Below are 25475 nucleotides of genomic sequence, written 5' to 3' on the forward strand. Positions count from 1 at the left end.
CCCTACTTCTTCTTGAACAGGCTGGAGAGGACCGACGTCTTCTGCGGCGTCGGCGGTTCGCGGCGGCTGATCAGCCGCGCCAGATGGTCGATGCCCTCGGCCGCCTTCGACTTGGGCGCCACCTCGGCGACCATCTGGCCGTTGTTGGCGGCCTGGCCGAAGGGCTTGGGATCGAAGGGCAGCACCAGGGACGGCGTCAGGCCCAGCGCCTCGCCGAAGTCCTTGACCGGGATCTCGGGGCGGCCGGGCACGCCCACCTGGTTGAGCACCAGGCGCGGCGGGGCGTCGTTGGGCCGGGCCTGGCGGACCAGGTCGACGATGTTCTTGGCGTTGCGCAGGGACGCCAGGTCCGGCGTGGCCACCACGACCAGGTCGTCGCTGGCGATCAGCACCTGCCGGGTCCAGGCGCTCCAGCTGTGCGGCAGGTCCAGCACCACGAAGGGCGCGGCGCCGCGGATCTTCTGGGTGACTTCCTCGAAGGCGTCGGCCGGGATCTCGTAGTCCTGATCCAGGGTGCCGGGCGCGGCGAACAGCGACAGACGGTCGCCGCAGCGGACCATCATGCGGTCCATCAGCACCGGGTCCAGGCGGTCGGGCTGGCTCAGCGCGTCGAGCACGCCCTGCAGCGGGTCCTGGTTGAAGTCGAGGCCGGCGGTGCCGAACGGCAGGTCCAGGTCGACCATCACCGTGGCGGCCTGGACGCGCTCGGCCATCGACCAGGCGAAGTTGTGGGCCAGGGTCGAGGATCCGACGCCGCCCTTGGCGCCGACGAAGGCGATCTGCCGGCCGACGAACGGCGCGGACGGGTCGGCATAGAGGCCCGAGACCGCGCGGATGATCTGCAGCGGGCCCTGGGGCTGGGTGATGTACTCGCTGACCCCCCGCCGCATCAGTTCGCGATAGAGGGCGATGTCGTTGGTCTGGCCGATGACCACGACCTTGGTGCCCGGGTCGCAGACCTGGGCCAGGCCGTCCAGCAGGGCCAGCATGCGCGGCGCGGCGTCCAGGCTCTCGACCAGCACCAGCGAGGGGGTCGACTGGTTCTGGTAGTAGTCGACCGCGGCTTCCAGCCCGCCGGGGCGGGCCGAGGTCGAGGCGCGGAGCATGCGGCGGTCGGCCGCGGCGGCCTCGACCAGGGCGACGGTCTCGGGCCGCGAGCAGAAGGCGTGGATGGTGATGCGCGGCACGGCCGCCTCGCCCATGTCGGCGTCGGCGGCGGCGATGACTTCCTGCACCAGCGCCTGGGTGGTGCCGACCGGATGGGCGGCCGGCGCGACGGGCGCGGCGGCTTCGACGGGCACGGGCTGGGCCGCGACCGGCGCGACCGGCGCGGCCGCCGGGGCGGGCGGGGCCGTCGGCCTGGGCGTGGGGGGCGCGGCCGGCGGCGGCGGGTCCGCGAACGACGCGGAGACGGTTTCGCGGGGACGCACGGGCGGAAAATCGGCGAACGGGTCGTCGTTCAAGCGCGCCGTCGGCGCGGCTCGCCAGGACTCCGCGCCGGGCGCCGCGAAATCGTCGTCGGCCTCGAAGCCCAGGTCGAAAGGATCGTGATCGTCGCGCGGGGCCATCAGTGGACCGCCTTCGAAACGACGCCGTTGGACTGCTCGTCCTTGGCCGAGGAGGTGGTCTCGCCCTTGCGGTACTTGTCGAGCACGGTGGCGCGCCGTCCGGAGTCGATCGGACCCTCGGGACGCGGGCTCAGCAGGTCCTCGGGATTGGCCACCTGGGCGGCGATATTGGCGGTCACCGCGCAGCCGAAGTTCTCGTAGGCGGTGTTGTTGCGCGTGCCGGTGATGTTCTCCCAGCCGCCGCATCGCGGGACCTGGGCGGTGTAGCGCAGGAAGCCGACCTTCAGCGGCGCGGCCGGCGCGCCGGCGGCGTCATAGCCCATCACCCGGACCTTGGCGGCCGGAGCGCCCATGGCGATCAGGCGCTGGCGGGCGGCCACGGCCATGCGGCCGGCGACCTCGCCACTGGCTCCGCCGGCAGTCCCGCCGATTGGGGCGCTGACCACGATCTCGCGCGCCTCGGCCGCCATCCAGCGGTCCAGCAGACCGTCCAGGGCCTGGCTCTGAGCGACCGACAGCCCCTCGGCGTGGAGGGCCAGCAGGACCTCGTCGGGGTGGGAGTCGACATAGACGCGGTCGTTCCACTGCTCGGAAGGGGTGCGCGGCGCGACGGCCGTCTCGGGGCCCGCGGCCGGCGCGGCGCAGGCGGCCAGCAGCGTCAGGACCAGGCCGGCGGCGGCCAGTTTCGAGACCAGCGGAGCGGCCGTTCGGGGCGAAGAAGGATGGGGGCGCGTCATGTCCGCGTTCTCACTCGATCACATAGCCGACGGGGCCCTGATAGGCGCGCCCGTTGTTCGCGCCGACCGGCGCCCTGACCACCTTGTTCAGCCGGCCCAGCAGGACCGTGCTCATGTCGCTCGCCGTCTGCAGGCCGTCGGCCGGGGTTTGCAGTTCCTGCGGCTTGGTCGGGTCGACGATGTAGGGGGTGATGATGATCACCAGCTCGGTCTCGCCGCTGAGATAGTCGCGCGAGCGGAACAGCGAGCCCAGGATCGGCAGGTTGGTCATGCCCGGCAGGGAGTCGATGTTCTGCTTGGAGGTCTGTTGCAGCAGGCCGGCGATCATCAGCGAGCCGCCGGACGGCAGTTCGACCGTGGTCTCGGCCCGCCGCACGGTCAGGCCCGGCACGCTGAGATTGGTGCCGCCGTCGGAGCTGGCCAGGGTGAAGGCGCCCAGGCTGGTCAGTTCCGAGACTTCGGTCGACAGCTTCAGCGAGATGCGGCCGCCCGACATCACGACCGGCGTATAGCCCAGGCCCACGCCGTACGGCTTGAACTCCAGCGAGATGCGGCCCAGCGCGTCCTGGGCGACCGGGATCGGGAACTCGCCGCCGACCAGGAACTTGCCGGCCTCGCCCGACACCACGGTCAGGTTGGGCTCGGCCAGGGTGCGCAGCAGGCCCACCCGCTCGAAGGCCTGGATCATGGCGTTCGCGGAGTTGACGCCGTCGCTGCCGACGCGGTCCGTGCCCACGCAGTTGGCCATGTTGCCGCCGCTGATCACGGTGCTGACCGCGCAGCCGGCGGGCGGCGAGGCGATCGGCTGCTTGGTGGTGTCCAGCTTGTAACCGCCGATCGCGCCGCCGACGAGGGCGCCGTTGACGCCGAAGGTCGGGCTCATGCCGAAGGCGTACTGGGCCCCGCCCAGCTGGCCGAGAACCGCGCCGGTGTTGAAGCCCAGCTGCTTGATGATGTTGCGCTGGACCTCGACGATGCGGACCTTGAGCATCACCTGGTCCTTGCCGGCGATGGTCAGCATGTTCAGCACGTTGTCGGGCTTGTCGACGAAGCGGCTGGCGATCTGCGAGGCCATGCCCGCCTCGCCGGTGTTGGCCACGGCTCCGGTCAGGATCACGCTGTCGCGGATCGACTGCACCTGGATGTGGGCGTTGGGCAGCACGCGGCGCAGGGTTTCCTCCAGGGCGGTGGAGTCCTGCTCGACCCGAATGGCCAGGCTGAGGATCTTCCGACCCGAAGCGTCGAAGAACACCGCGTCGGTCGCGCCCAGGGCCATGCCCAGCACGTAGACGCGGCGCGGTCCGCGCAGCACCGCGTCGGCCACGGCCGGATTGGTCACCAGCATGTCGCGCACGTCGACCGGCAGCTCGATGATCGCCGACTTGCCGCGCGACAGGTTCAGGCTCTGGGCGCCCGAGGCGGTGAGATCGATGCGCAGCACCTGTTCGGCCGGCGGCGCCATGACCGACGTCGGGGCGGGGCGGGGCGCGACGCGGGCGGGCGCCCCGTACAGATGGGTGCCGGCCGCCGGGCCGTCGGCCAGGACGACGGTCGAGGGCGCCAGGACCAGGACGGCCGCGAGCGAGGCGGAAAGGAGCCGGCGGATCATGGGCGGACCGAGATGCTGGAGGTCTGGCCGCCGCGATTGATGCGGACGACGGCGGAATCTTGCGACGGGGCGGCCAGACCGGAGGGACCGCCCAGGTCGGTGTAGGCCCGCAGGGTCAGGGTCACCGGGCCGCCGGCCTTAGCGCGGGTCAGGGCTTCGGCCTCGATCGGGCCGACCTCGAGGGTGGCGGTGGAGGCGACGATGGTCTTGGCGTCCTTCTCGGCCGCCGTGGTCTGGTCGAGGGCCAGCACGCGGACATTCTGCACGATGGTCTCGGCGATGGTCTGCTTGACCGAGGCGCCGTCGCCCTCGCCGACGCTCTGCGCCTCGCGGGTCTGGATGACGTCGACACGGTCGCCGGGCAGGATGAAGCCGCCGACCGCGGTCTCGGAGGTGACCGGCACGGCCATGGCGCGCTTGCCGGGGCCCAGGACCACCGACAGGTAGCCGCCCTCGCCGCCGCGGACGATCTTGCGGGCGGTGATGGGTTCTCCGGACAGGATCGGGTCGCGCACGATCGCGCCCTCGACGGCCTTTTCCGGGGTGACGCCGCCGATCATGGTCCCGGCCGCCTCGCCGACCGCCTTGGCGGCCTTGGCCGTGGCCTTGGTCGGAACGGGCTCGGCCGCGCCGTTGGTGATGAAGGCGGCGTTGACCGCGTCGGACGGCCAGGGCTGCCAGGCGACGTCGCCGGCGGCCAGGCGGTCGCCGATCGCCAGGTCGCGCTTGGCGACCAGGACCTGGGTCATGGGCTTGTTGGAGGGCGCGGCTTCCGCGACCGGAGCCGGCGCGGGCTTGCCGCCCATCGCCTTCTGCATGACCACGGCCAGGCCGATGGCCGCGACGGCGGCGACCAAAACGATCATGACGCGAAGAGGGTTCATACGGTCGGGCTCTAACGACGGAAATACAGGTCGGGGCGAGCCGCCTTCAGGCGATCACGCACGATTCGTCGAACGGCCCTTCTGGCCGCGTCGCACACTCGCGCGGCCATGGTTAACAGCGGCTAAAGGCAGCGCTCCAAAGGCGGGGGCCGGGGCGCGACAGGCTGACGCGGGGCGCCCAGGGGCGTCGCTAGACGCCGACGGCCAGGGTCAGGGCGCCTTGCGGAAAGGCCGCCAGGGCGCCGACCGCGATGGCCACGCCGTAAGGGATGTCGCCGTCCTTGGCGCCCAGCTTGCGGATCCAGGCGGGGCTGCCGGCCAGGACCGGCTCGAACCAGCCCGACCGCAGGCTGAGAATGCCCAGGGTCAGGGCGCCGCCGGCCATGCCGGTGATCAACATGAACGGCAGGGCCGCGGGCCAGCCCAGCCACAGGACGGACGCCGCGAACAGCTTGGCGTCGCCGCCGCCGACCCAGCCGGCCGCGAACATCCCCATGCCGGCCAGCAGGGCGACCAGGCCGGCGGCCAGGCACAGGCCCAGGGTCGCCAGGGAGGCGCCGCTGACCAGGGCGACCGGCGCGAAGGCGGCGATCAGGGCCAGGGAGATCCAGTTGGGGATCGTGTAGCTGGTGACGTCCTTCAGCGCGGCCACGACGACCAGCGCGGGGAAGATGAGCAGCAGGGCGAACTGAAAGGTCTGCATGGCGGCCTAGCCTGATGGGATCGGCCCCACCCTGGGCCAATCGCGTGAAGCAATCGTTGAAGGGGGCGTTGAAAAGGGCGTCGAAGCGGACGTTGAAGCGGCCGCGCCGCCGGAGGGCGCCCGCCCCGATGCGGGGCTCCAGACGCAAAAAAGGCCCCGGCGTTTCCACCGGGGCCCTCTTTTCGGGACGGCTTGGCCTTAGTTGGCGGCGCTGTTGGCGGCTTCAACCTTGGCGTTGGCGTTCGTGAAGGTGGTCTTCAGGTTGGTGCCGAGCGTGGTGACGATCGTGGCGATCACGACGGCGATCAGGGCGACGATCAGGCCATACTCGATGGCGGTCGCGCCGGATTCATCGTTCAGGAAGCGGGTGACGAACTTCGACATGTTGGATCTCCTGGTCAGTAAGTGGATCTGGGCTTTCAAGCCGTGTCGACTTGCTCACCCCCGAAAACACGATCAACTTCACCCAGTTCGCTTAATGGCCAGTAAACGCGGATGGTTTCGCATTTTTTTTCGATGGTTTATTTTGATTTACCATTATCTTCTCTTAACTATGCCGATAGTCGGAGCATGAAAACCCCTTGCGCGACAACGTTTTCTCAAATGTCGGAAAGAATACACGGGCGGCGCGCTTAGTTCTTTATTGACCATTCCAAGGCATTTTCGTCGTGCACAAAGCTGGGAAGACATCTTCATGCGCCGCCTGACTCTCGCCCTCTGCGCCGGTCTGAGCCTCTCGATCGCCACGGTCGCGCTCGCCGACAGCCCGGTCGCGCCCCCGGCCGCGCCGTTGTCGGTCAGCGCCGGCGCCGCCGCGCGCATCGTGTTGAGCGGGCCGGTGCGCGACATCGTGGTGGGCGACCCGTCGGTGGCCGACGTCAGCCTGGTCAACGAGCGGACCCTGGTGGTGCTGGGCAAGAAGGCCGGCGCGACCACCATCCTGGCCTTCGACGCGCGCGGACGCGCCCTGGCCGACCGCGACGTGGTGGTCTCCGACGTTCCGACCCAGGCGGTCGTCGTCCAGCGCGGCCTCAGCGCCGCGACCTACGCCTGCGGCGATCGCTGCTCGCTGCTGGGCGCCACGAACGCCCCGGCCGCGCCCGCCCCGGCCGCCGCCGTCCCGTAAAGTCCCCGACCTAAACCAACGATTAGGGACGCCCGGCCTAGATTGTCCGGCCTGACGTTCCCAGAAGGCGCTGACGCGGACGCCGCCATGGCCGATCGAGCCCGACACCATCGCCAGCTTCTGGCCCGCCTGGGTCTGCTGCGCCGCTTCGCCCGCGCCGACGACGGCGCGGCGGCGATCGAGTTCGCCTTCGTCGCCATCCCCTTCCTGATCCTGGTGTTCGCGATCATCGAGCTGGGCCTCACCTTCCTGGTGTCGATGAGCCTGGAAAACGCGCTGAGCAACGTCGACCGCACGATCCGCACCGGAACCCTGCAGACCAGCGGCGGCAACGCCGCCTCCTTCCATCAGGACGTCTGCAACGAGATGTCCTGGCTGGGCGCGTCCTGCGCGTCGGCCCTGACCCTGGACGTCCGCGTCCTGCCCTCGTTCGCCCAGACCAAGGACCTGCCCAAGCCCCTGCCCGGCGCCACCAGCTTCGATCCCGGCGGCCCCAACGCGATCGTCCTGGTGCGCGGCTACTACAAGTGGCCCCTGATCACCCCGCTGCTGGAGGACGCCGTCGCCGGTTCGTCCGGCGATCGCGAGGTCACGTTCGCGGCGGTGTTCACCAACGAGCCCTACCCCCCATGACCCGTCGTCTCTCCAGCTTCTGGCGCGACCGCCGAGGGGTCTCGGCCGTCGAATTCGCCCTGATCCTCCCCGTGCTGATGATCTTCTATTTCGGCATGGCCGAGCTGACCGAGGCGATGATGGCCCAACGGCGCCTGAGCCACCTGACCGCCTCGATCGGCGACGTGGTGGCCCGCGACCAGAAGTTCACCGACGCCCGTCGCGACGACGTCTTCAGCGTCGGCAACGTGCTGATGGCGCCCTTTCCCACCGCCACCCTGCGGATGTGCATCGTCAGCATCGCCTCCGACGCCGCCGGCAAGGACGTGGTGGTCTGGTCGGAAAAGTCGAACGCGCCGGCCAACTGCCCCGCGGCCAACGCCATCGTCGACATCCCGCCCAGCGTGCTGCCGGCCGGCCAGAGCGTGATCATGAGCAAGGCCAGCTACGATTACGACTCGGTGTTCAAGCTGGTCATCCCCCAGACCATGACCTTCCGCCGCACCTTCTATCTGCGGCCGCGGCTCTCCGACCAGGTGGCGCGCGTCAAGCAGTGACGGCCTGGCCCAGGCGTTCGACCAGGGCGTGCGGACCGAAGGTCTCGCCCTCGAACCGCCGGGCCGGGCGCACGCCGATCAGGCTGTTGGTCAGGAACACCGCCTCGGCCTCGTCCAGGGCCTCGGCGCCGGTCGCCACCTCGTGGACCTCGACGTCCAGGGTCCGCGCCGCCTCCAGCACCCGCCCCCGGGCGATGCCGTTCAGCACGCCGCAATGCAGGGCGGGGGTGAACAGCCGCCCTTCGATGATCCAGAACAGGTTGGCGGCCGCCGCGCAGGTCAGGTCGCCGTGGTTGTTGCGCATCACCGCCTCGTCGGCGCCGGCCGCCTTGGCCTCGGCCCGGGCCAGGACGTTGTCGAGATAGGACAGGGTCTTGAGCCGGGCGGCGGGCGAGCCCTCGTTGCGGCGGGTCTTGGCCAGGACCAGGTCGACCGGCGTCGTCACGGGCGGCGCGGCGGCGGCCCTGGCCGCCAGGCGGAGCACGGGCGCGGCAGGCCGATCCAGGCCCCGCCCCCCGGAGCCGGCCGTCAGGGTCAGGCGCACGGCGGCGCGGATCTCGCCCAGCCCGGCCTCGCCCGGCGCGGCCAGGCAGCGCGCGCGGGCTTCGTCCAGGTCGAAGGCCGGCAGGCCCAGGGTCTCGCAGCCGGCGGCCATGCGCGCCAGGTGGGCGTCGAGATGCGGCAGGTCCTCGCCGGTCCACAGCATCGTCTCGAACAGGCCGTCGCCCAGCAGCAGGCCCCGGTCGTCCAGGGGAAAGGCGGCGTCTAGAGGAAAGGCTGTCATCCGCGGGGCGGCTCCATCAGGGCCCGGCGCAGGGCGGCGAACTTGGCTTCGGTCTCCAGGCGCTCGGCATGGGGATCGCTGTCGGCCACGATGCCCGCTCCGGCCCTCGCCTCCAAACGCCATCCGCCATCCTCTTGTTCGGGCGGGTCCTGTTCAAGGCCGACGGTGCGGATCAGCACGCTGGACTCCAGCGCCCCGTCGACCCCGGCCCAGAACAGCGAGCCGCAATAGGGTCCGCGCGCCGTCTCCAGCTGGGCGATGACCTTCATGGCCTGGACCTTGGGCGCGCCGGTGATCGAGCCGGGCGGAAAGGCCGCGCGCAGCAGGTCGGCCGCCGCCAGGCCGGGGGCCAGCCGGCCGGTCACCGTCGAGACCAGGTGATGGACGTTGGCGAAGGTCTCGACCCGGAACAGCTCGGGGACCGCGACGCTGCCGGGCGGGCTGACCCGGGCCAGGTCGTTGCGCATCAGGTCGACGATCATCAGGTTCTCGGCCCGGTCCTTGGCGCTGGCCGACAGCTCGGCCATCAGCCGGGCGTCCTCGGCCTGGTCGGCCCCGCGCGGGCGGGTGCCCTTGATCGGCCGGGTCTCGATCGTCAGGTCGCCCGCCCCGTCCTTGGCCGTCACTTTCAGGAACCGCTCGGGCGAATTGGACACCAGGGCCCGGCCCGGCAGGCGCAGATAGGCCGAGAAGGGCGCGGGGCTGTCGGCGCGCAGGCGGGCGAACAGGTCGAACGGATGGGCGCCGGCCGCCAGACGGCCGGTCCAGGCGCGGGCGATGTTGGCCTGGAAGATCTCGCCGCCGACGATGCGCTCGACCACGTCGGCCACCGCCGCCTCGTAGGCTTCGTCGGCGCTGACGCTCAGCGCCTCGCACAGTGTTCCTTCGTGCAGGTCCGGCGAGTCGGCGTTCAGCCAGCCCAGGGCTGCCTCGGCGCGGACCCGCGCGAAGCTCTGCGATCCGCCCCGGCCGATCGCCAGCACCCGGCGCTGCAGGTGGTCGAAGGCCAGCAGGGCCGGATAGCGGGCGCAGGCCAGGTCGGGCCAGCCGGTGCGCGGCAGATCCAGATGCTCGACCCGGTCGCCCAGCTCGTAGGCGGCCAGGCCCGCCACCCCGCCCTGGAACGGCGGGCCGTCGGGGTCCATGGCCTGGGGCGGGCCGACCAGCTGGGCCAGGGCCTCGAAGGGATCGCGAGGGTCGTCGGCGGTCACCGTCAGGGTCGCGTCCGGGTCGCGCAGCAGGTAGGACCACCGTCCCGCCTGGCCGCCGGAGATCATCGCGCAGGCGAACGGCTCGTCCCGCCACGGGGCCGCGGCCCAGACCGGGTCGCGCCAGGGGGCGCTGATGAGGACGACATGACGCATCGGCGGGTGATACCGCCGCTGGCCCTCAGACGCTACGACTTAGGGGCCGCCGGATCAGGTCTCCGGGTCGCCGCCCCGCACCAGGAACAGGCCGCAGAATCCCAGCCCCAGCAGGACGGCGATCGGCAGGAAGCCGCCGACCTGGCTCTTGAAGATCGCCGTGGCCAGGGCCACCAGCAGCGAGCCCAGCCACACCGTGGCCGTGCCCGACAGGGCGTACAGGCCGAAGAAGGCGGCGGTCTTGTCGGGCGGGCACAGGCGGATCAGCAGGGTGCGGCTGGACGCGTACTGGGCGGTGACGAACACCGCGATCAGCAGGCCCAGGCCCAGATAGATCAGCTCCGGCGCGGTGCGGAACAGCGGTCCGCCCCAGATCGGCGCGTGGGCCGCCGGGTCGTAGGACCAGAAGTACAGGATCTTCTCGCGGCTCATGCCCAGGGTGGCGACCAGCACCGCCAGGCAGCCGGCGATCTCGAGCTGGACGGCCTTGCGCGGCCCCAGCACGCGGTCGAACCAGGGGGCGGCCAGGCCGCCGATCACCCCGAAGATGCTCAGCGAGATGCCGTAGGCCAGCATCTCCAGCGCGCCCCACCGCATCAGGCCGGCGGCCAGCAGCCCGCCGAACACCAGCAGCGCCGTCATGCCGTCGTTGTAGAGCATGCGCGCGCTCAGGAAGACGGCGACGTCGCGATGGCCGCGCAGGTTGCCGAAGATGTCGCGCAGCATGGCGATCCCCGCCCGCAGGCTGTCCATCCAGCTGCGGCCGGTGCGGACGGCGTCGGGGGTCCACAGGAAGAACGGGATCGCGCCCAGCAGCATCACCGCCGCCGCCATCGGGCCGGAGATCCGGCTGGGCTCGTTCTTGGCCGGGTCCAGGCCGAACAGCGGGGCGTGCGGCACGCCGGGCCAGTCGACCTGGCCGGGCAGCACCATGCCCCAGAGCATGAAGATCAGCAGGGCCACCGACAGGCCGTTGGCCAGGGCGTAGCCGAGGCCGGAGATCAGGGCGGCGCGGCCCGGGACGGCGCCGGCGGCGCGGCCCAGCAGCGAATTGCTCAGCACGTCGCCCCAGTTATAGACCAGGCCCAGCACGATCAGCAGGGCGCTGGTCGCCATCAGCGGCAGGCCGCCGGCGGGCATCGCCCACCACAGGGCGACCAGGGCCGGGACCATGATCCCCAGCACGATCCCCAGCATCGGCTTGCGAGGGCCGTACTGCTCGATCATCGCCCCCAGGAACGGCGCGGTCAGGGCGGTCAGCAGGCCGTAGGTCGTGGAGATGTTGGCCACCAGGGCCTGGCCCGCGACCGGGTCGCCGACCAGCACCCGCGAGAAGTAGGGCGAGAAGATGTAGATGGTGATCAGGATCACATAGGGGTCGCGCGCGCCCTGCTGCAGGATCCAGGCGAGGGCGCCGCCCGGCAGGCCCGACTTCAGCGGGGCGACAGGCTCGCCGCTGGCCGGAGCCGCCGCGGCGGCCGAAAACTCACTCATGCCGTTCCACCCTCGTCACTGGCCGTCGTCTGGCGCGGCGGCTTGGGCGGAGCGTGGCTTTGAAACGGGCGTTTGTCACCCCTTCAAACGACGCGTCCGTTCAGAGCAGGATATGCGCCCGCACGGCCTCGCGGCCCGCCGCGTCCAGTCCGATCGCCTGTTCCAGATAGCCGTCGATCGAGCCGTAGCGCGCCTTCATCGCCGCCAACGCCGTGGCCAGGTAGTCGGCCTCGACGCCCAGGGCCGCGCGCATCGCCGCGTCGGACGGCCGGCGGCCGAGCTCGGCCTCGAGACGGTCGGCCACCTTCGGCCCGCGGCGGGCGAAGCGCTCCTCGTCGTTGGTCAGCAGGTAGTCGTCGACGATGTCGTCGTCGCCCACCCCGGCCACGTGGTGGGTCAGGGCGGCCAGCAAGCCGGTGCGGTCCTTGCCCGCCGCGCAGTGGATCAGCACGGGGCCGCGCGCGGCGGCCAGCGCCTGGAAGTAGCGGCGGAACAGGTCCAGGTGCCGTTCCGCGAACGGCGCCCGGCCGTAATACTCGACCAGGTAGCCGCGGATCGACTCCACCGACAGGTCCGAACCGCGCAGGAAGGCGTGCCAGGGATCCTCGCCGGTCACGCCCAGGTCGTTGTCGATCACCTCGGCGGCGAAGCCCGCCCAGCGCCGCGACGGATCGCGCTGGCGCTCGTTGGGACGGCGCAGGTCGACGATGGTGCGGAGGTTCAGCCCGGCCATGGCGACCAGATCGTCGTCGGTGGCCTCGGCCTGGTGGGCGGCGCGGAACAGCACGCCCTTCTTCAGCCGGCCCTCGCCGGCGGCGTAGTCGCCGAAATCGCGGAAGTTCTCGACGCCTTGCAGAACGATGTGACGAGTCATGGCGGGCTTGTTAGCGCCACGGGGTGACGAAAGCGAGACATCCTAAACACCGCTCATCCCGGCGAATGCCGGGACCCAGATGGAATGGCTTTGAGGCTCGCGCCAAAAGCTCCGAGCGCTTCCAGTCATCCACCCCGCCAAGGGATCTGGGGCCCGGCATTCGCCGGGATGAGCGGATCTAAGGGGCTGGCCGCACAATCCCCACGGCGCCACTCTGCCCTCATGACCGAGCTGCACCGCTTCCAGAGCTTCGACGGCGTCTCCCTGGGGTACCGCACCCTGTGCGGTTCCGGGGGGGGCGGGCTGGCCGACCCTGATGTTGCACGGGTTCCTGGCCAGCGCCGAGACCAACTGGTTCCTGCCGGGGATCGCCGCGGCCGTGGCCGCGACCGGCCGCCGGGTGATCGCCCCGGACCTGCGCGGCCACGGCCGTTCGGACGCCCCGACCGCCCCGGCGGCCTGGCCGCGCGACGTGCTGGCCATGGACCAGGAGGCGCTGCTCGCCCACCTGAACCTGAAGGACTACGACCTGGTCGGCTATTCGCTGGGCGCGCGCACGGCCGTGCGGATGCTGGTGCGCGGGGCGCGGCCGAGAAGGCTGGTCCTGGGCGGCATGGGCGATCGCGGCCTGATGGAGGCGGGTGCCCGGGCGGCGATGTTCGAGGACAGCATCCGCCACGGCGACGCGGCCCAGGACCCGAGGGCCGGCCGGCGGGTCCACGCGATGATGGCGGCCGGCGGCCTCAGGCCGGAGGCGATGCTGGGCGTGCTGACCTCGTTCGCGGCGACCAGCGCCGAGGAGATCGCGGCGATCGACGTGCCGGCCCTGGTGGTGGCCGGACAGCGCGACGACGACAACGGTTCGGTCGAGGGGCTGGCGGGGATGATGCCTGACGCGCGCGGCGTGAGGGTTCCGGGGGATCACCTGAGCGCGGTGATGGAGCCGGCGCTGGCCGAGGTGATTACGGAATTTCTGAAGGACTAGCGGCGGCGAACACTTGCCCCCTACGGGTCGCTTCGCGACCGTCTTCCCCCACAGGGGGAAGAGGACGTCGGCGCGGACGCGTCCTCCGCCCCCTACGGGGGCGGACAGACGGCGAAGCCGTCAGGTGGGGGCAAGTGGGTGAGCCACCTGCCCCCGACATCCATCACCGGAACGGCGGCTCGTCGAACGCCCGCAGTTTGCGCGAGTGCAGGTTCGGACCTTCCTCCAGCAGCAGCTTGCAGGTCAGGATGCCGATCTGCAGGTGCTGGCTGATGGCCCGCTCGTAGAAGGCGTTGGCCTGGCCGGGCAGCTTGATCTCGCCGTGCAGCGGCTTGTCCGACACGCACAGCAGGGTCCCGTACGGCACCCGGAAGCGGTAGCCCTGGGCGGCGATGGTGGCGCTTTCCATGTCGATGGCCACGGCCCGGCTCTGGTTGAAGCGCAGGGCCGAGAGGCTGTGGCGCAGTTCCCAGTTGCGGTCGTCGGTGGTGACCACCGTGCCCGTCCGCAAGCGCTTCTTGAGCTGATCACCCGAGTCGCCGCTGATCGCCTTGGAGGCGTCGTAGAGGGCGCGCTGGACCTCGGCGATCGACGGCACCGGGATCTCCGGCGGCAGGACGGCGTCCAGCACATGGTCGTCGCGCAGATAGGCGTGGGCCAGCACGTAGTCGCCGATGGTCTGGGTGTCGCGCAGCCCCCCGCAGTGGCCGATCATCAGCCAGGCCTGCGGGCGCAGCACCGCCAGGTGGTCGCAGATGGTCTTGGCGTTGGATGGACCCACGCCGATGTTGACCAGGGTGATCCCCGTGCCGTCCTTGCCCATCAGGTGGTAGGCCGGCATCTGGTGCTTGCGCCAGGTCGACTCCGCCACCGCCAGTTCGGGATTGGCGGTGTTGGCGGTGATCATCAGCCCGCCCGAGCAGGACAGGCCCTCGTAGGGACTGTCCGGCAGGGCCAGCTGCTCGATGCCCCAGCGCACGAACTCGTCGACATAGCGATGGTAGTTGGTGAACAGGATGAACTGCTGGACGTGCTCGGCCGGGGCGCCGGTGTAGTGGCGCAGGCGGGCCAGCGAGAAGTCGGTGCGCAGGCCGTCGAACAGGGCCAGCGGCCGGTGCTCCTCCATCGCCGGGCTCCACACCCCGTCGGCGATCTCGTCGCCGATGAAGGCCAGGTCGGTGGTCGGGAAGAAGCGGGCGATGTCCTCGGAGCGGACGTCGGCCTGGTTCAGGTCGATCGTGGCGTCCAGCACGTAGGGATAGGGGATCTCCTGGTTGGAGCGGTCGATCTCGATCTCGACCTCGAAGTCGTTGAGCAGCAGGGTCAGCTGCTCGACCAGGTAGTCCTTGAACTGGTTGGGCTTGGTGATCGTCGTGGCGTAGACGCCGGGCCGGCTGACCCGGGCGTAGGAGCGCGCCAGCTTGGGCGGCAGGGCCTCGGGATCGTAGATCAGCCGCAGCTGGGGATAGGCGAACGTGCCGTCGAACCGCGCTTGCGGGTCGGGCCGGGTTCCATGTTCGAGATAGGCGCGAAGCGCGGTCCGCAGGGCGTCGACGGCGCGTTCGTATTCTTCGTTGAGCTGCTCAACGACGGCGATTGCTTTTTCTTGGTTTGACATGGCGCCCTATATCAGCGTTCCGGCGGCTTTTCCAGGCCAGGGCTGGTCGGTGGGCTCCAGGGCATGGACGAAGCCGATTTCGTCGGCCACAAGGGTCGTAACGACCAGGGCGACGGGCGAGCGAGCGGAAAGCTTGCCCCCAATCCTTTGCTTAAGGTCGCCTCGACCAATTCGCTCGAGCCCCGCGCTCGAGGGGGGAGCCCATGAATAGACGTTTCGCCTTTCTGATCATCGCCGCCATGGTCCTCGGGGTCCTGGTCGGCTGGGGTTGCAACCAGTATCTCGACGCCGCCCAGACCGCCGAGGCGGTCAAGTGGTTCAAGATGGGGACCGACCTGTTCCTGCGGCTGATCAAGATGATCATCGCCCCGCTGGTCTTCACCACCCTGGTGGCCGGCATCGCCCACATGGAGGACGCCGCCGCCGTCGGCCGGATCGGCGCCAAGACCATGGGCTGGTTCATCAGCGCCTCGGCCGTCTCGCTGCTGCTGGGCCTGTTCATGGTGCACCTGCTGCATCCGGGCGCGGGCCTGGTGCTGAACGAGGCGACCAACGTCGCCGCCAACGCGCCGGCCGCCTCGACCGAGACCTTCACCCTGCAGGGCTTCCTGACCCACCTGGTGCCGATCTCGATCTTCGACGCCCTGGCCAAGAACGAGATCCTGCAGATCGTCGTCTTCTCGCTGTTCGTCGGCACCGCCGTCGCCTCGCTGGACAACAAGGCCCCGCACATCCTGGAGCTGGCCGAGCAGGGCGCGCAGATCATGCTCAAGGTCACCGGCTTCGTGATGAAGCTGGCCCCGCTGGCGATCTTCTGCGCCCTGGCCTCGACCATCGCCGACCAGGGCATCTCGATGCTGGTGGTCTACGGCAAGTTCGTGGTCGGCTTCTACGCCACCATGGCCACGCTCTGGCTGCTGCTGTTCATCGCGGCCTTCATCGTGCTGGGCAAGCGGGCCATCCCCCTGTTCGGCATCATCCGCGACCCGGCCCTGCTGGCCTTCTCGACCGCCAGCTCGGAAGCCGCCTATCCGCGCATCCTCGACGCCCTGCCCAAGCTGGGCATCCGCCGCCGCATCGTCTCGTTCGTCCTGCCGCTGGGCTATTCGTTCAATCTCGACGGCTCGATGCTCTACTGCACCTTCGCCACGATGTTCATCCTGCAGGCCCACGGCGTGCACCTGACCGTCCAGCAGCAGATCTTCATGCTGCTGCTGCTGATGGTCACCTCCAAGGGCATCGCCGGCGTGCCGCGCGCCTCGCTGGTGGTGATCATGGCCACCCTGACCTATTTCGGCCTGCCCGAAACCTGGATCGCCCTGGTCCTGGGCGTCGACCATCTGCTGGACATGGGCCGCAGCGCCACCAACGTGGTCGGCAATTCGGTGGCCGCCGCCGTGGTCGCCAAGTGGGAGGGCGAGCTGGACGACGTCGTCCCGGACGAGGAGCCGGCCAAGGCCTAGAACACCGGAGGTTGACTCCTTGGCGCCAAGGTTCACAGTAACCGGACCTGACGCCAAGGAGCCGACGATGACCGGTAAGACGACCCTCCGCGCCCTGTCGATCGGCGCCGCCAGCCTGGCCTGCGCCTTGACCTCGGCCGCCTTCGCCGCCGAACCGTCCGCGGCCCGCGACTGCTTCGAGGGGACCAAGGTCGCCGACTGGGTCGCCATCGACGACCACACCATCCTGCTGAAGACCCAACAGTCGGATTTCTATCGCATCGACCTGGCCCGTCCGATCCGGCAGCTGAATTCGCCCGCCGCGCGGCTGAACGTCGGTTCGAAGAACCGGATGGTGTGCGCCGCCGCGGACCTGAACGTGAACCTGTTCCTCACCGCCTCCATGAACATGCCGCTGGGCGTGTCGAAGGTGACCCGGATGTCGGCCGAGGAGGTCGCGACGGCGGGGTCGGCGAACCTGCCGGGACGGCGGTATCGCGGCGAGCGCCTGGCCGACTTCTGAGTCCCGGCCGGCCCCACTGCGTGTAACCGCACACATTGACTTCCGTGCGGCGGGGACCAATCTGCGTGGCGAGGGACCCAGTCGAGGAAGACCGTCATGAACGCTCGCTCCATGCTCAAGGCCGGACTGCTGACGGCGGCCCTCCTGGCCGCCGCCCCGGCGTTCGCCGATCCGGCCGCCCAGACCAAACCCCGCCCGGCCCGCACCTGCTTCTCGCTGTCCGACTGGGACAACTGGAGCGCCCCCGACCGCGACACTCTTTATCTGAAGGTCCGCAATCGCGACGTCTATCAGGTCGACCTGTCGCACGGCACCAGCATGCTGACCTCGCCGGGCGTGCACCTGGTGTCGATCGTGCGCGGCCCCGACACGGTCTGCGGTCCGCTGGACCTCGATCTGCGGGTCTCCGACGGCTTCGGCATGGCCATGCCGATCATGGCCAAGAGCATCACCAAGCTCTCTACCGAACAGGTCGCCGCGATCCCCAAGAAGGACCGGCCGTAAAGCCACCTGACACGGGAGCGAAAACCTCGTCCTTCGACAGGCTCAGGATGAGGTTTTCTACCGCCGCCGCCTGCGCTTGGTCCTCATCCTGAGCCTGTCGAAGGACGAGGACCACGCGCCTACCCCTCCGCCGCCGCCTCCAGCAGCGCCACGACCATCGCATTGACCGGCGTGACGATCCCGTGCCGCGCGCCCAGGCGGACGATCACGCCGTTGCGGGCGTCCAGCTCCATGGGCCGGCCCGCCGCCCGGTCGGCGTGCAGGGAATTGACCCCGTCGGCCGGTCCCGAGCGATAACCTTCGACCACGGCGTCGGGCAGGTCGGGCGGCAGGTCCGCCCCTTCGGCCCGTCCCACCGCCACGCATTCGCCGACCAGGGCCCGCATCAGGTCGGCGATCGGCTCGCGCCGGGCCACGCCCGAGGGCCGCAGGGTCAGGGCGTTGACCGCCCCGGCGCAGTTCAGGGCCAGCTTCTTCCAGGCCGCGGTCTTGAAGTCCGGCGTCGTGGAGACCGCGATCGGGGTGTGGGCGAACAGGGCCACGAAGGCCTGCCCCACCGCCCCTTCCGGAACCAGGATCGAGCCGTCGCGCCGCTGGCGCACGCGACCGGGCGCGCCGCGTTCGGCCGGGATGTCGACGACGGCCGGGGTGATCCGCTCGGCGGCGACGTAGGCGCTGAAGCGCTCGACATGCTCGACGCCGTTTTGCAGCACCGCCACGCGGGTGTCCGGCCCGACCAGGCGCGCCAGCCAGCCGCCCGTCGCCGCCGCGTCATAGGTCTTGGTGGTGATGATCGCCCAGTCGACGGGGGACGCCTGGTCCGGCGCGGTCAGCACGCGCGGGCTCGCGCTCAGCGGTCCGCCCGGGGTCTCGACCTCCAGCCGGTCGAACGCCGTGCGCGCGCAGACCTCGACCGTCAGGTCCGGGTTCTGGGCCAGCCACGCGGCGATCACGCCGCCCACCGCGCCCGGTCCGATCACCGCAATCCGCGTCATCACCAAACTCCAGACAAAGAAACGCCGCCCCCTTTCGAGGGCGGCGGCATGTTATCCCCGTTGTCCCTGCTCTTATTCTGCCGGCAGGGTGTTCTCAGAGCGCTTGGTCAGCATGTTGTCGAAGCTCGACCACACGCCTTCCGCGCCGTGCCATTGGCCCCGGGTGGCGGCCTTGGAATATTCCGTGGCCCGGGCCTCGAAGAAGTTGGCGTGCTCCACGCCCGACAGAAGCGACTGCAGCCAGGGCAGCGGGTTTTCCTTGATGCCGTAGACTTCCGGCAAGGCCAGCTGGCGCAGGCGCCAGTCGGCGATGAAGCGGATGTACTTCTTGATGTCGTCCGGGGTCATGCCCTGGATCTCGCCGGCCTCGAAGGCCAGGTCGATGAAGGCGTCCTCCATGGTGACCACGGTCTTGCAGCAGTCGACGATGTCGTCGGCCACGGCCTTGGTGACCGCGCCGGTCTCCTTGTTGAACGTGTGGTACAGCTTGATGATGCCTTCGCAGTGCAGGCTCTCGTCGCGGATCGACCACGAGACGATCTGGCCCATGCCCTTCATCTTGTTGAAGCGCGGGAAGTTCATCAGCATCGCGAACGAGGCGAACAGCTGCAGGCCTTCGGTGAAGCCGCCGAACATGGCCAGGGTGCGGGCGATGTCGGCGTTGGAGTCGACGCCGAACTTCTGCATGAAGTCGTGCTTGTCGCGCATGGCCTGGTATTCCATGAACGCGCCGAATTCGCTCTCCGGCATGCCGATGGTCTCGAGCAGCAGCGCGTAGGCCGCGATATGGATGGTCTCCATATTGGCGAACGACGACAGCATCATCTTCACTTCGGTGGGTTTGAAGACCCGGCCGTAGCGCTCCATGTAGTTGTCGGCGACCTCGATGTCGCTCTGGGTGAAGAAGCGGAAAATCTGCGTCAGCAGGTTCCGTTCCTTGTCGTTCAGCTTGACCGCCCAGTCCTTCAGGTCCTCGCCGAGGGGCACTTCCTCGGGCATCCAGTGGACCTGCTGCTGCTTCTTCCAGAACTCGTGGGCCCACGGATAGCGGAAGGGCTTGTAGGCGCCGGAGGGGGTCAGCAGGCCGGGCGTGGTGATCAGCTTGGCGGACATCGAGGACGGCTCCAGGGCAGGCGGACGCGAATCGGACAGTCGGTTAGGCTCTCTTGGTACCGCAGCTGTCGGGATCATCTAGTGGTCACGACGTCGCAGCACACAACATGTTGTGGGCAAATTGGGTAACGAAAGATGAATCAAGCTTACACCATCTTTGGCGCGCTTGGCTCGGGGTCCGTGCCCGTCGAGGCGACTTTGACCCTGCTGGGGCAGCCTTACAGCGTGGTCGAGGCGCCGACCTGGGAGGGCGAGGCGCAGCGGGCCAAGGTGGCGGGCGTCAATCCGCTCAAACAGATCCCGGCCCTGGTCACCCCCGACGGCGAGACGATCACCGAGAGCGCCGCCATCCTGATCTGGCTGGCCGACCGCTTCCCGCAAGCACGGCTGGCTCCGTCGCTCGATTCGCCCCTGCGCGGCCAGTTCCTGCGCTGGATGGTGTTCGTGCCGGCCGCGATCTACTCGCTGTTCTGGGTGCGCGACGATCCCTCGCGCCTGGCGGGTCCGGACGCCGAGCTCGGCGCGCGGATCAAGGCCGCGACGGCGGACCGGATCGCCGACTGCTGGGGGATGATGGAGAGCCAGCTCGACCCTGGCCGCTATCTGCTGGGCGATGAGCTGACGGTGCTGGACCTCTATGTCGCCGTGGTCAGCCGCTGGGGGTCGCGGCGCAAGCGGTTCTACGCGGTGGCGCCGCGGATGGGCGAGGTGGTGCGACGCGTGGACGCCGATCCGAGGCTGGAGGCGTTCTGGGCGGAGCGGTTTCCGTTCGTGGACGGGTGGGAGAGCCGCGGGGCGGCGGGGTAGGAGCGAACGTCGGGAGGTGTGGCGGAGGCCAGCTTCCGCTTTCGACCCTTCCCCGCCCTTGGCGACGTCCGCTTCCGGCGCCCGTTCGACACCTGCACATGCGGCGAGCTGTCCAGGCGGCCTAATTTTCGGGCTTAGTAAGGTCCAGTAAGCCGTCTGACCTCAGCAAAAGCTGCTCTAACTCAAGATCATCCAAACGCGGCGCAGCAAAATTGGACGCCTGGGGACACTGAATACGATAGAGGCTGAGCGCCTTTCTCAACGCTCTCTTCAGCACAGGTGCTCGATTTGGAGCCTCCCGGCGGATCTTTTCGAGAGAAATCTGGACTGTTGTCGAACAAGTATGACCCGAAACGCCTGTATAGGCCTCGGTCGCCGATCGCGAAACTAGCAGTTGCTGGCCACCCAGATCGATGTGAGCGCCGCACGCCTCGACGTAATTCCATCCTGAAAGATTGCCGTCTCGGCGACAACTAAGCTTCCATAGACCGATTGTTTGCGGCGCGTCTGCGTCGCCCTGCCAGCTGCTGGGTTGGCTTTGTGGGGCAGTTATCACAATGGCCGTAGCGACTAAAAAAGATCCGATCATGAACGGCCACCCCCAAAAGTTTCGGTGACGCTATATCCGGGGAGGGCCAACAACCACCCTTCTCAGACATTTGAAACGTCCGCTAGGCGGGAGCCAGCATCCGCCCCGGATGCGGCCACGCCTTAAAGCCTTGGTGGATCGGAGCTCTGTCGTCTGGCCGTGTCAATGACCGGCCTCCGGCCGGCCGCCCCGCGGCGGCCCTTCGGGCCGTCATTGACACGGCCAGACGACAGAGCAGGCTCGCCATCAAGGTTTCAAGGCGCGGCCTCGCCGCTGGCGGAGGACGTCAGGGGCGGTTCCGGCAAACGCCCAGTCCCTCCCCCTTGTGGGGAGGGTGGCGGCGAAGCCGACGGGTGGGGGATCGGTGCAGGGTGTCGGACGCGGGGCTTTTCTGCCGACTCAGCAGCCCCCCACCCGACCCTGGCGCTGCCAGGGCACCCTCCCCGCGAGGGGGAGGGAAGGGGTTTATGCTCGGCGTTCAGCCAACAAACCCCCACGATTTCAACGCCCTGAACTTTCTCGACCCGATTTGGTCCTCACCCTCCAAACCGCCCGTATCCTTGTCCCACCTCGTCGCAGGGAAAGGGCGCATGGCCAGCGCCTCACCCTCCAAACCGCCCGTATCCTTGTCCCACCTCGTCGCAGGGAAAGGGCGCATGGCCAGCGACCGATGCGGCGGCGGGGGGCGATCGAGCGGGAAGCTCTGTCGGCGGCGGGATCCGCGTGCGTAGGGATCTTGTCAAACCTCTCGTCTCCAGGGCCGGCCGGGCATGGAACACAGAAACGGCGTGGCGTGAGGGCTGACCTAGCAGCAGGCGGGCTGTGACAGGCTCGCGGTCCGGGACCGGGTTTCGTTGACCTGGCCCGCCCGTCGGAGGCTTCAAGGCGGCGAGGCCCTAACAGGCTTCCGGATAACGACCGCGCGGAGCGATCGGGCTTCGTCGAAACGGTATTCTTTTTCAAACTCCGGACGATGTCCGGCGCTCCGCGACCCTTTCCATCCCTCAGCGAGAGATCGCGTGAGCATGAAGAGCCATGCCGGTGAACACTTGCCCCCACCTGACCGCTTCGCGGTCTGTCCGCCCCCAAAGGGGGCGGAGGACGCGCGCGCCGCGCCGGGGGCGGCCCCTCTTCCCCCTCTGGGGGAAGACGACCGCGAAGCGGTCCGTAGGGGGCAAGCGGTCGCCGCACCGCCCCCTTGGGAAATCGCCCATGATCCTGCTAAGCAGCGCCCATGCTGACCGATCCCCTGTTCTACGCCGTCGCCATTCCCGCGGTGATCCTGCTGGGTCTGGCCAAGGGCGGGTTCGCCGGGATCGGGGTGGTGGCGGTGCCGATGATGGCCCTGGTCATCTCGCCGGTGCTGGCCGCGGCCATCACCCTGCCGATCCTGCTGGCCCAGGACGTCGTCAGCGTCTGGTCGTTCCGCAAGACCTGGGACAAGGGCCTGCTGATCCTGATGCTGCCGGCGGCGGCGGTCGGTATCTTCCTGGGCTGGCTGCTGGCGGCGCGGGTCTCCGTCGCGGCGGTCGAGCTGTCGATCGGCCTGATCTCGATCGCCTTTTCGCTGCAGCGCCTGTGGGCCGAGCGGGCGGTCAAGGTCGCGGAGGCCGTCGCGGCCGGCCCGGCCCGGCCCTGGCTAGGCGCCCTGTGCGGCGCGGTGGCCGGCTTCACCAGCCAGGTCGCCCACGCCGGCGGCCCGCCGTTCCAGATCTACGTGCTGCCCCGCCGCCTGCCGCGCGACGTGTTCATCGGCACCAGCGCCATCTTCTTCGCCACGGTCAACTGGATGAAGGTGCCGGCCTATATCGCCCTGGGCCAGTTCACGCCCCAGGTGCTGACCACGGCGGCCGTGCTGCTGCCCCTGGCCCTGGCCTCGACCTGGGCCGGGGTGTGGCTGGTGCGCCGCGTGCCGGCCGAGGGCTTCTACCGGGTCATCTATGTGCTGCTGATCGCGGTGGGCGCCAAGCTGGCCTGGGACGGGGCGCACGGCCTGCTGGGCTGACCGAAATATGCGCCCGACGGCCCTATCCCAGCCACGATGATCGGCGTTTATATGTCATCAATTGCGCGTACAGTGGGCGGGCCATGACAGAGACTTCCAGCATCGTCGCGACGGCGACCCAGACCCAGGTTCCGGCGACCAATCCAACCGGCGTTCCGGCCACGCACTATCCGACGCCCGGCGCCAAGTGCGCCGACTTGGTGGTGCACCTGGCCGGCCTAGCCTGCGCCCTGCTGGGCGGCGGGATCCTGCTGGGCCTGGCGTTCGGCCTGGGCTCGCTGAGCCAGGTGGCGGCCATCGGCGTCTACACGGTCGGCCTGATCACCATGCTGTCGCTGTCGACCGCCTACAACTTCTCCAAGGCCCGCTGGCGCCCGCTGCTGCGCCGCTTCGACCACGCCGGCATCTTCATCATGATCGCCGCGTCCTACACCCCCTTCACCACCCAGAACCTGCACGGCTGGTGGGCGATCGGCATGACCACGGCCGTCTGGTCGGTGGCCGGGATCGGCGTGGCCGCCAAGCTGTTCCTGCCGGGCCTGGACAAGCGCTTCTGGGTCGGCCTCTACCTGGCCCTGGGCTGGCTGGTCCTGGTGGCCGTCAAGCCGATGATCGCCGGCATGGGCTGGGTGGCCCTGCTGCTTTTGGCGATCGGCGGCGTGATCTATTCGACGGGTACGGTGTTCTACCTGATGAAGCGGCTGAAGTTCCGGCGGGCGATCTGGCACGGTCACGTGATCGGCGGCGCCGGCCTGCACTACGCCGCCGTGCTGGTCGGGGTGGTCCTGACCTCGAGCGGACACCCCTGACCTAGTGTAAGTTGGACGCGCCTTGAACACCCCGCCGGATTCCAAAAAGACCGTCCAGACCTTCTTCCGGGATCGCACGACGAACGGCCAGCGCGGCAAGCGTTTGCCGGCGCCGCCGAGCCAGCACGACAGCCAGGTCGAGGCGGTCGGCTTTCCGGGCGTGCGGCTCAGCGTCGACGAGGCCGACGAGGCCCTGCGCAACGTCGCCGATCGCCTGGCCCCGCTGCGGCCGTTGCTGGGCGCGAGCGACTTCAACATCCTGGCCCTGTCGGGCGGCGCGGCGGGCGGCGCCTTCGGGGCCGGGGCCCTGGTCGGCCTGACCAAGGCCGGGGCGCGGCCCGAGTTCGCCATCGTCACCGGGGTCAGCACCGGCGCCCTGATCGCGCCCTTCGCCTTCCTGGGCCCGGCCTGGGACGACCGCCTCGCCGACGCCTATGTCGGCGGCCACGCCGCCGACCTGCTCAGCTTCAAGCGCCTTGGCCCGACCCTGGGCCCGAGCCTTTTCCGGGGCGACTCCCTGGACAGCCTGGTCGCGCTGTTCATCGACCTGGAGATGATCCAGGCCGTGGCCCGCGAGCACGCCCGCGGCCGTCGCCTGCTGATCGCCACCACCAATCTGGACACCCAGAAGGCGACGATCTGGGACATGGGGGCGATCGCCGCCCAGGGCGACGAGGCGGCCCTGCGGCTGTTCCGCGACGTGCTGGTGGCCTCGGCCACCCTGCCCGGCCTGTTTCCGCCCAAGCTGATCGACGTCGAGGCTCCGGACGGCGAAGGCGGCATGGCGCGCTATCAGGAAATGCACGCCGACGGCGGCATCGCCGCGCCGCTGTTCCTGATGCCCGACGCCCTGCTGCGCTGGCGCGAGCTGGGCCAGCGCCTGCGGCGCGGCCGGGTCTATGTGATCTTCAACACCGTGCTCGACCCCTCGCCCCGCACCACGGCGCCGGGCGTGACCTCGATCATGGGCCGCAGCTTCGAGACTATGCTGCGGTTCTCGTACCGCCAGGCCCTGAGCGTCGCGGCCGGATTCTGCGCCCGCCACAACCTGCCGCTCTGGTCGGCCTCGATCCCGACCGACTTCGAGAACTTCAACATGATGAAGTTCGAGACCGCGCTGATGAAACGGACCTTCGACGACGCCGAGGCCTTGGCGATCAGCGGCCGGCTGTGGTCCAGCGCCATCCCGACGCCCGAGCCCCTGTGGCGCGGCCTGTTCAAGCGCCCGCCGTCGACGCGCGGCCGGACGGTCAAGGATCCCATCCTCGCGCCGGCCGCGGCGCTGGCCCCGACGGACGTGGGGGCCAGCAAGGGGCCAGACTTGGAAGAGCCTATTTCTTGAGGTAGCGGGCCCGCAGCTTGTCGACGTTCGGCGGCTCGGCGCGGAAGTCCGACGCCAGGCCCAGGCGGGCGTTGCAGGACGGGCAGCGCACCGAGTCCTCGTCGGCCAACTCGGTCGGCGGATCGAAGCGCGTGCCGCACGGCTTGCACTTGAAGTCGCCGGTCGCCGGCGGCGCGGGCGGCGGTTCCGGCGCCTTCACCACCACGCGCTTGTGGCCGGCCGGACGCGGGATGCGCTCGAGCGGCGGCGGACCGCCCGGCGCGGCGACGCCGCTCTTCAGGCTCAGGATCTTGCGGGGGCGAGGGGGCTCGCTATCGCTCATGGCGCTTGGTGGCTCGGATGAGGGGCCCGGGTGCAGGCGGTACGGGCGCTAGCTGCATGATCTGAGCCCGAAACTCAAGCGCCGAGCACATCGCGCCGGCGGGGACAGT

25 protein-coding genes and 2 pseudogenes are annotated in these 25475 nt (G+C 69.6%); 11 read left to right on the forward strand and 16 right to left on the reverse strand.

What is annotated here, in order from left to right; translation table 11 throughout:
* Positions 1-2 precede the first annotated feature (2 nt).
* The 6 genes from ASD21_RS02200 to ASD21_RS02225 form a co-directional block, all read right to left on the reverse strand.
* On the reverse strand, positions 3-1568 hold the full coding sequence (locus tag ASD21_RS02200) for an AAA family ATPase (RefSeq protein WP_056435997.1): 1566 nt from the start codon (positions 1566-1568) through the stop codon (positions 3-5).
* Positions 1568-2305 (reverse strand): CpaD family pilus assembly protein, encoded by a 738-nt coding sequence (locus ASD21_RS02205; protein WP_056436001.1) that lies wholly within the window; start codon positions 2303-2305, stop codon positions 1568-1570. Before ASD21_RS02205 ends, ASD21_RS02200 begins: the two co-directional genes overlap by 1 nt.
* A gap of 10 nt (positions 2306-2315) precedes the next feature.
* Positions 2316-3914: a type II and III secretion system protein family protein gene (locus tag ASD21_RS02210; protein WP_056436002.1), complete on the reverse strand. Its 1599-nt coding sequence runs from the start codon at positions 3912-3914 to the stop codon at positions 2316-2318.
* Positions 3911-4798 (reverse strand): Flp pilus assembly protein CpaB, encoded by an 888-nt coding sequence (gene cpaB, locus ASD21_RS02215; RefSeq protein ID WP_056436003.1) that lies wholly within the window; start codon positions 4796-4798, stop codon positions 3911-3913. The genes ASD21_RS02210 and cpaB overlap by 4 nt, the downstream gene beginning before the upstream one ends.
* A gap of 190 nt (positions 4799-4988) precedes the next feature.
* Complete coding sequence (locus tag ASD21_RS02220; RefSeq protein WP_056436004.1) at positions 4989-5501, reverse strand: A24 family peptidase; 513 nt, start codon at positions 5499-5501, stop codon at positions 4989-4991.
* A gap of 198 nt (positions 5502-5699) precedes the next feature.
* Positions 5700-5885, reverse strand: coding sequence for a Flp family type IVb pilin (locus ASD21_RS02225; protein WP_056436007.1), 186 nt, complete (start codon positions 5883-5885; stop codon positions 5700-5702).
* Between the two features lie 310 nt (positions 5886-6195).
* Between ASD21_RS02225 and ASD21_RS02230 the strand changes: the two genes are divergently transcribed.
* From ASD21_RS02230 to ASD21_RS02240, 3 genes are all read left to right on the forward strand, one after another.
* The gene (locus ASD21_RS02230) at positions 6196-6627 is read left to right on the forward strand and encodes a pilus assembly protein N-terminal domain-containing protein (protein ID WP_056436010.1); all 432 of its coding nucleotides are present in this window, start codon (positions 6196-6198) and stop codon (positions 6625-6627) included.
* Between the two features lie 87 nt (positions 6628-6714).
* Positions 6715-7260 (forward strand): TadE/TadG family type IV pilus assembly protein, encoded by a 546-nt coding sequence (locus ASD21_RS02235; protein ID WP_056436011.1) that lies wholly within the window; start codon positions 6715-6717, stop codon positions 7258-7260.
* Positions 7257-7796, forward strand: coding sequence for a TadE/TadG family type IV pilus assembly protein (locus ASD21_RS02240; protein ID WP_056436012.1), 540 nt, complete (start codon positions 7257-7259; stop codon positions 7794-7796). The genes ASD21_RS02235 and ASD21_RS02240 overlap by 4 nt, the downstream gene beginning before the upstream one ends.
* Here ASD21_RS02240 and ASD21_RS02245 read toward each other — a convergent pair.
* From ASD21_RS02245 to ASD21_RS02260, 4 genes are all read right to left on the reverse strand, one after another.
* A complete protein-coding gene (locus ASD21_RS02245; RefSeq protein ID WP_056436013.1) occupies positions 7786-8580 on the reverse strand; it encodes an aminotransferase class IV in 795 nt (264 codons plus the stop codon). The two genes, ASD21_RS02240 and ASD21_RS02245, sit on opposite strands and share 11 nt — an antisense overlap.
* Positions 8577-9944, reverse strand: a complete 1368-nt coding sequence (gene pabB, locus ASD21_RS02250) for an aminodeoxychorismate synthase, component I (RefSeq protein WP_056436016.1) — start codon at positions 9942-9944, stop codon at positions 8577-8579. The genes ASD21_RS02245 and pabB overlap by 4 nt, the downstream gene beginning before the upstream one ends.
* A gap of 54 nt (positions 9945-9998) precedes the next feature.
* A complete protein-coding gene (locus ASD21_RS02255) occupies positions 9999-11438 on the reverse strand; it encodes an MFS transporter (RefSeq protein ID WP_056436018.1) in 1440 nt (479 codons plus the stop codon).
* A gap of 100 nt (positions 11439-11538) precedes the next feature.
* Positions 11539-12312 carry a tyrosine-protein phosphatase gene (locus tag ASD21_RS02260; RefSeq protein WP_056436021.1) on the reverse strand — a complete coding sequence of 258 codons (774 nt, stop codon included), beginning with the start codon at positions 12310-12312 and terminating at the stop codon, positions 11539-11541.
* A 316-nt stretch (positions 12313-12628) separates the two neighbouring features.
* Here ASD21_RS02260 and ASD21_RS02265 point away from each other — a divergent pair, with 316 nt between their 5' ends.
* A complete protein-coding gene (locus ASD21_RS02265) occupies positions 12629-13297 on the forward strand; it encodes an alpha/beta fold hydrolase (RefSeq protein ID WP_056436023.1) in 669 nt (222 codons plus the stop codon).
* Positions 13298-13460: 163 nt separating this feature from the next.
* On the opposite strand, the gene ASD21_RS02270 is transcribed toward ASD21_RS02265, so the two are convergent.
* Positions 13461-14915 (reverse strand): AMP nucleosidase, encoded by a 1455-nt coding sequence (locus ASD21_RS02270; RefSeq protein ID WP_056436029.1) that lies wholly within the window; start codon positions 14913-14915, stop codon positions 13461-13463.
* Positions 14916-15118: 203 nt separating this feature from the next.
* On the opposite strand from ASD21_RS02270, the gene ASD21_RS02275 reads away from it, so the two are divergent.
* From ASD21_RS02275 to ASD21_RS02285, 3 genes are all read left to right on the forward strand, one after another.
* Positions 15119-16378: a dicarboxylate/amino acid:cation symporter gene (locus tag ASD21_RS02275; protein WP_056436032.1), complete on the forward strand. Its 1260-nt coding sequence runs from the start codon at positions 15119-15121 to the stop codon at positions 16376-16378.
* A gap of 67 nt (positions 16379-16445) precedes the next feature.
* A complete protein-coding gene (locus ASD21_RS02280) occupies positions 16446-16880 on the forward strand; it encodes a DUF6491 family protein (RefSeq protein WP_056436034.1) in 435 nt (144 codons plus the stop codon).
* A 96-nt stretch (positions 16881-16976) separates the two neighbouring features.
* Positions 16977-17384: a DUF6491 family protein gene (locus tag ASD21_RS02285; RefSeq protein ID WP_056436036.1), complete on the forward strand. Its 408-nt coding sequence runs from the start codon at positions 16977-16979 to the stop codon at positions 17382-17384.
* A gap of 119 nt (positions 17385-17503) precedes the next feature.
* Here the strand turns inward: ASD21_RS02285 and ASD21_RS02290 are convergent, their stop codons facing one another.
* Positions 17504-18379: a 2-dehydropantoate 2-reductase gene (locus ASD21_RS02290; protein ID WP_056436039.1), complete on the reverse strand. Its 876-nt coding sequence runs from the start codon at positions 18377-18379 to the stop codon at positions 17504-17506.
* Between the two features lie 72 nt (positions 18380-18451).
* Positions 18452-19492: a ribonucleotide-diphosphate reductase subunit beta gene (locus ASD21_RS02295; protein ID WP_056436041.1), complete on the reverse strand. Its 1041-nt coding sequence runs from the start codon at positions 19490-19492 to the stop codon at positions 18452-18454.
* A 135-nt stretch (positions 19493-19627) separates the two neighbouring features.
* Here ASD21_RS02295 and ASD21_RS02300 point away from each other — a divergent pair, with 135 nt between their 5' ends.
* On the forward strand, positions 19628-20299 hold the full coding sequence (locus ASD21_RS02300; protein WP_056436043.1) for a glutathione S-transferase family protein: 672 nt from the start codon (positions 19628-19630) through the stop codon (positions 20297-20299).
* A 1219-nt stretch (positions 20300-21518) separates the two neighbouring features.
* On the opposite strand, the pseudogene ASD21_RS25160 reads toward ASD21_RS02300, so the two are convergent.
* Positions 21519-21586 (reverse strand): annotated as a pseudogene (locus ASD21_RS25160) (hypothetical protein); the annotation flags it as partial.
* Between the two features lie 203 nt (positions 21587-21789).
* Positions 21790-21889, reverse strand: a pseudogene (locus tag ASD21_RS25165) (hypothetical protein); the annotation flags it as partial.
* Positions 21890-22122: 233 nt separating this feature from the next.
* Between ASD21_RS25165 and ASD21_RS02310 the strand changes: the two are divergent.
* The 3 genes from ASD21_RS02310 (at position 22123) to ASD21_RS02320 (ending at position 25044) form a co-directional block, all read left to right on the forward strand.
* Positions 22123-22893 carry a sulfite exporter TauE/SafE family protein gene (locus tag ASD21_RS02310; protein ID WP_056436045.1) on the forward strand — a complete coding sequence of 257 codons (771 nt, stop codon included), beginning with the start codon at positions 22123-22125 and terminating at the stop codon, positions 22891-22893.
* 83 nt (positions 22894-22976) lie between these two features.
* The gene (gene trhA / locus ASD21_RS02315) at positions 22977-23702 is read left to right on the forward strand and encodes a PAQR family membrane homeostasis protein TrhA (protein ID WP_056436048.1); all 726 of its coding nucleotides are present in this window, start codon (positions 22977-22979) and stop codon (positions 23700-23702) included.
* A 22-nt stretch (positions 23703-23724) separates the two neighbouring features.
* A complete protein-coding gene (locus tag ASD21_RS02320; RefSeq protein ID WP_056436049.1) occupies positions 23725-25044 on the forward strand; it encodes a patatin-like phospholipase family protein in 1320 nt (439 codons plus the stop codon).
* Here ASD21_RS02320 and ASD21_RS02325 read toward each other — a convergent pair.
* Positions 25034-25366 carry a hypothetical protein gene (locus ASD21_RS02325; protein WP_056436050.1) on the reverse strand — a complete coding sequence of 111 codons (333 nt, stop codon included), beginning with the start codon at positions 25364-25366 and terminating at the stop codon, positions 25034-25036. The two genes, ASD21_RS02320 and ASD21_RS02325, sit on opposite strands and share 11 nt — an antisense overlap.
* Positions 25367-25475: the final 109 nt, after the last annotated feature.

The sequence above is a fragment of the Caulobacter sp. Root1455 genome (genome assembly GCF_001426905.1).
In the GTDB taxonomy this organism is placed as follows: domain Bacteria; phylum Pseudomonadota; class Alphaproteobacteria; order Caulobacterales; family Caulobacteraceae; genus Caulobacter.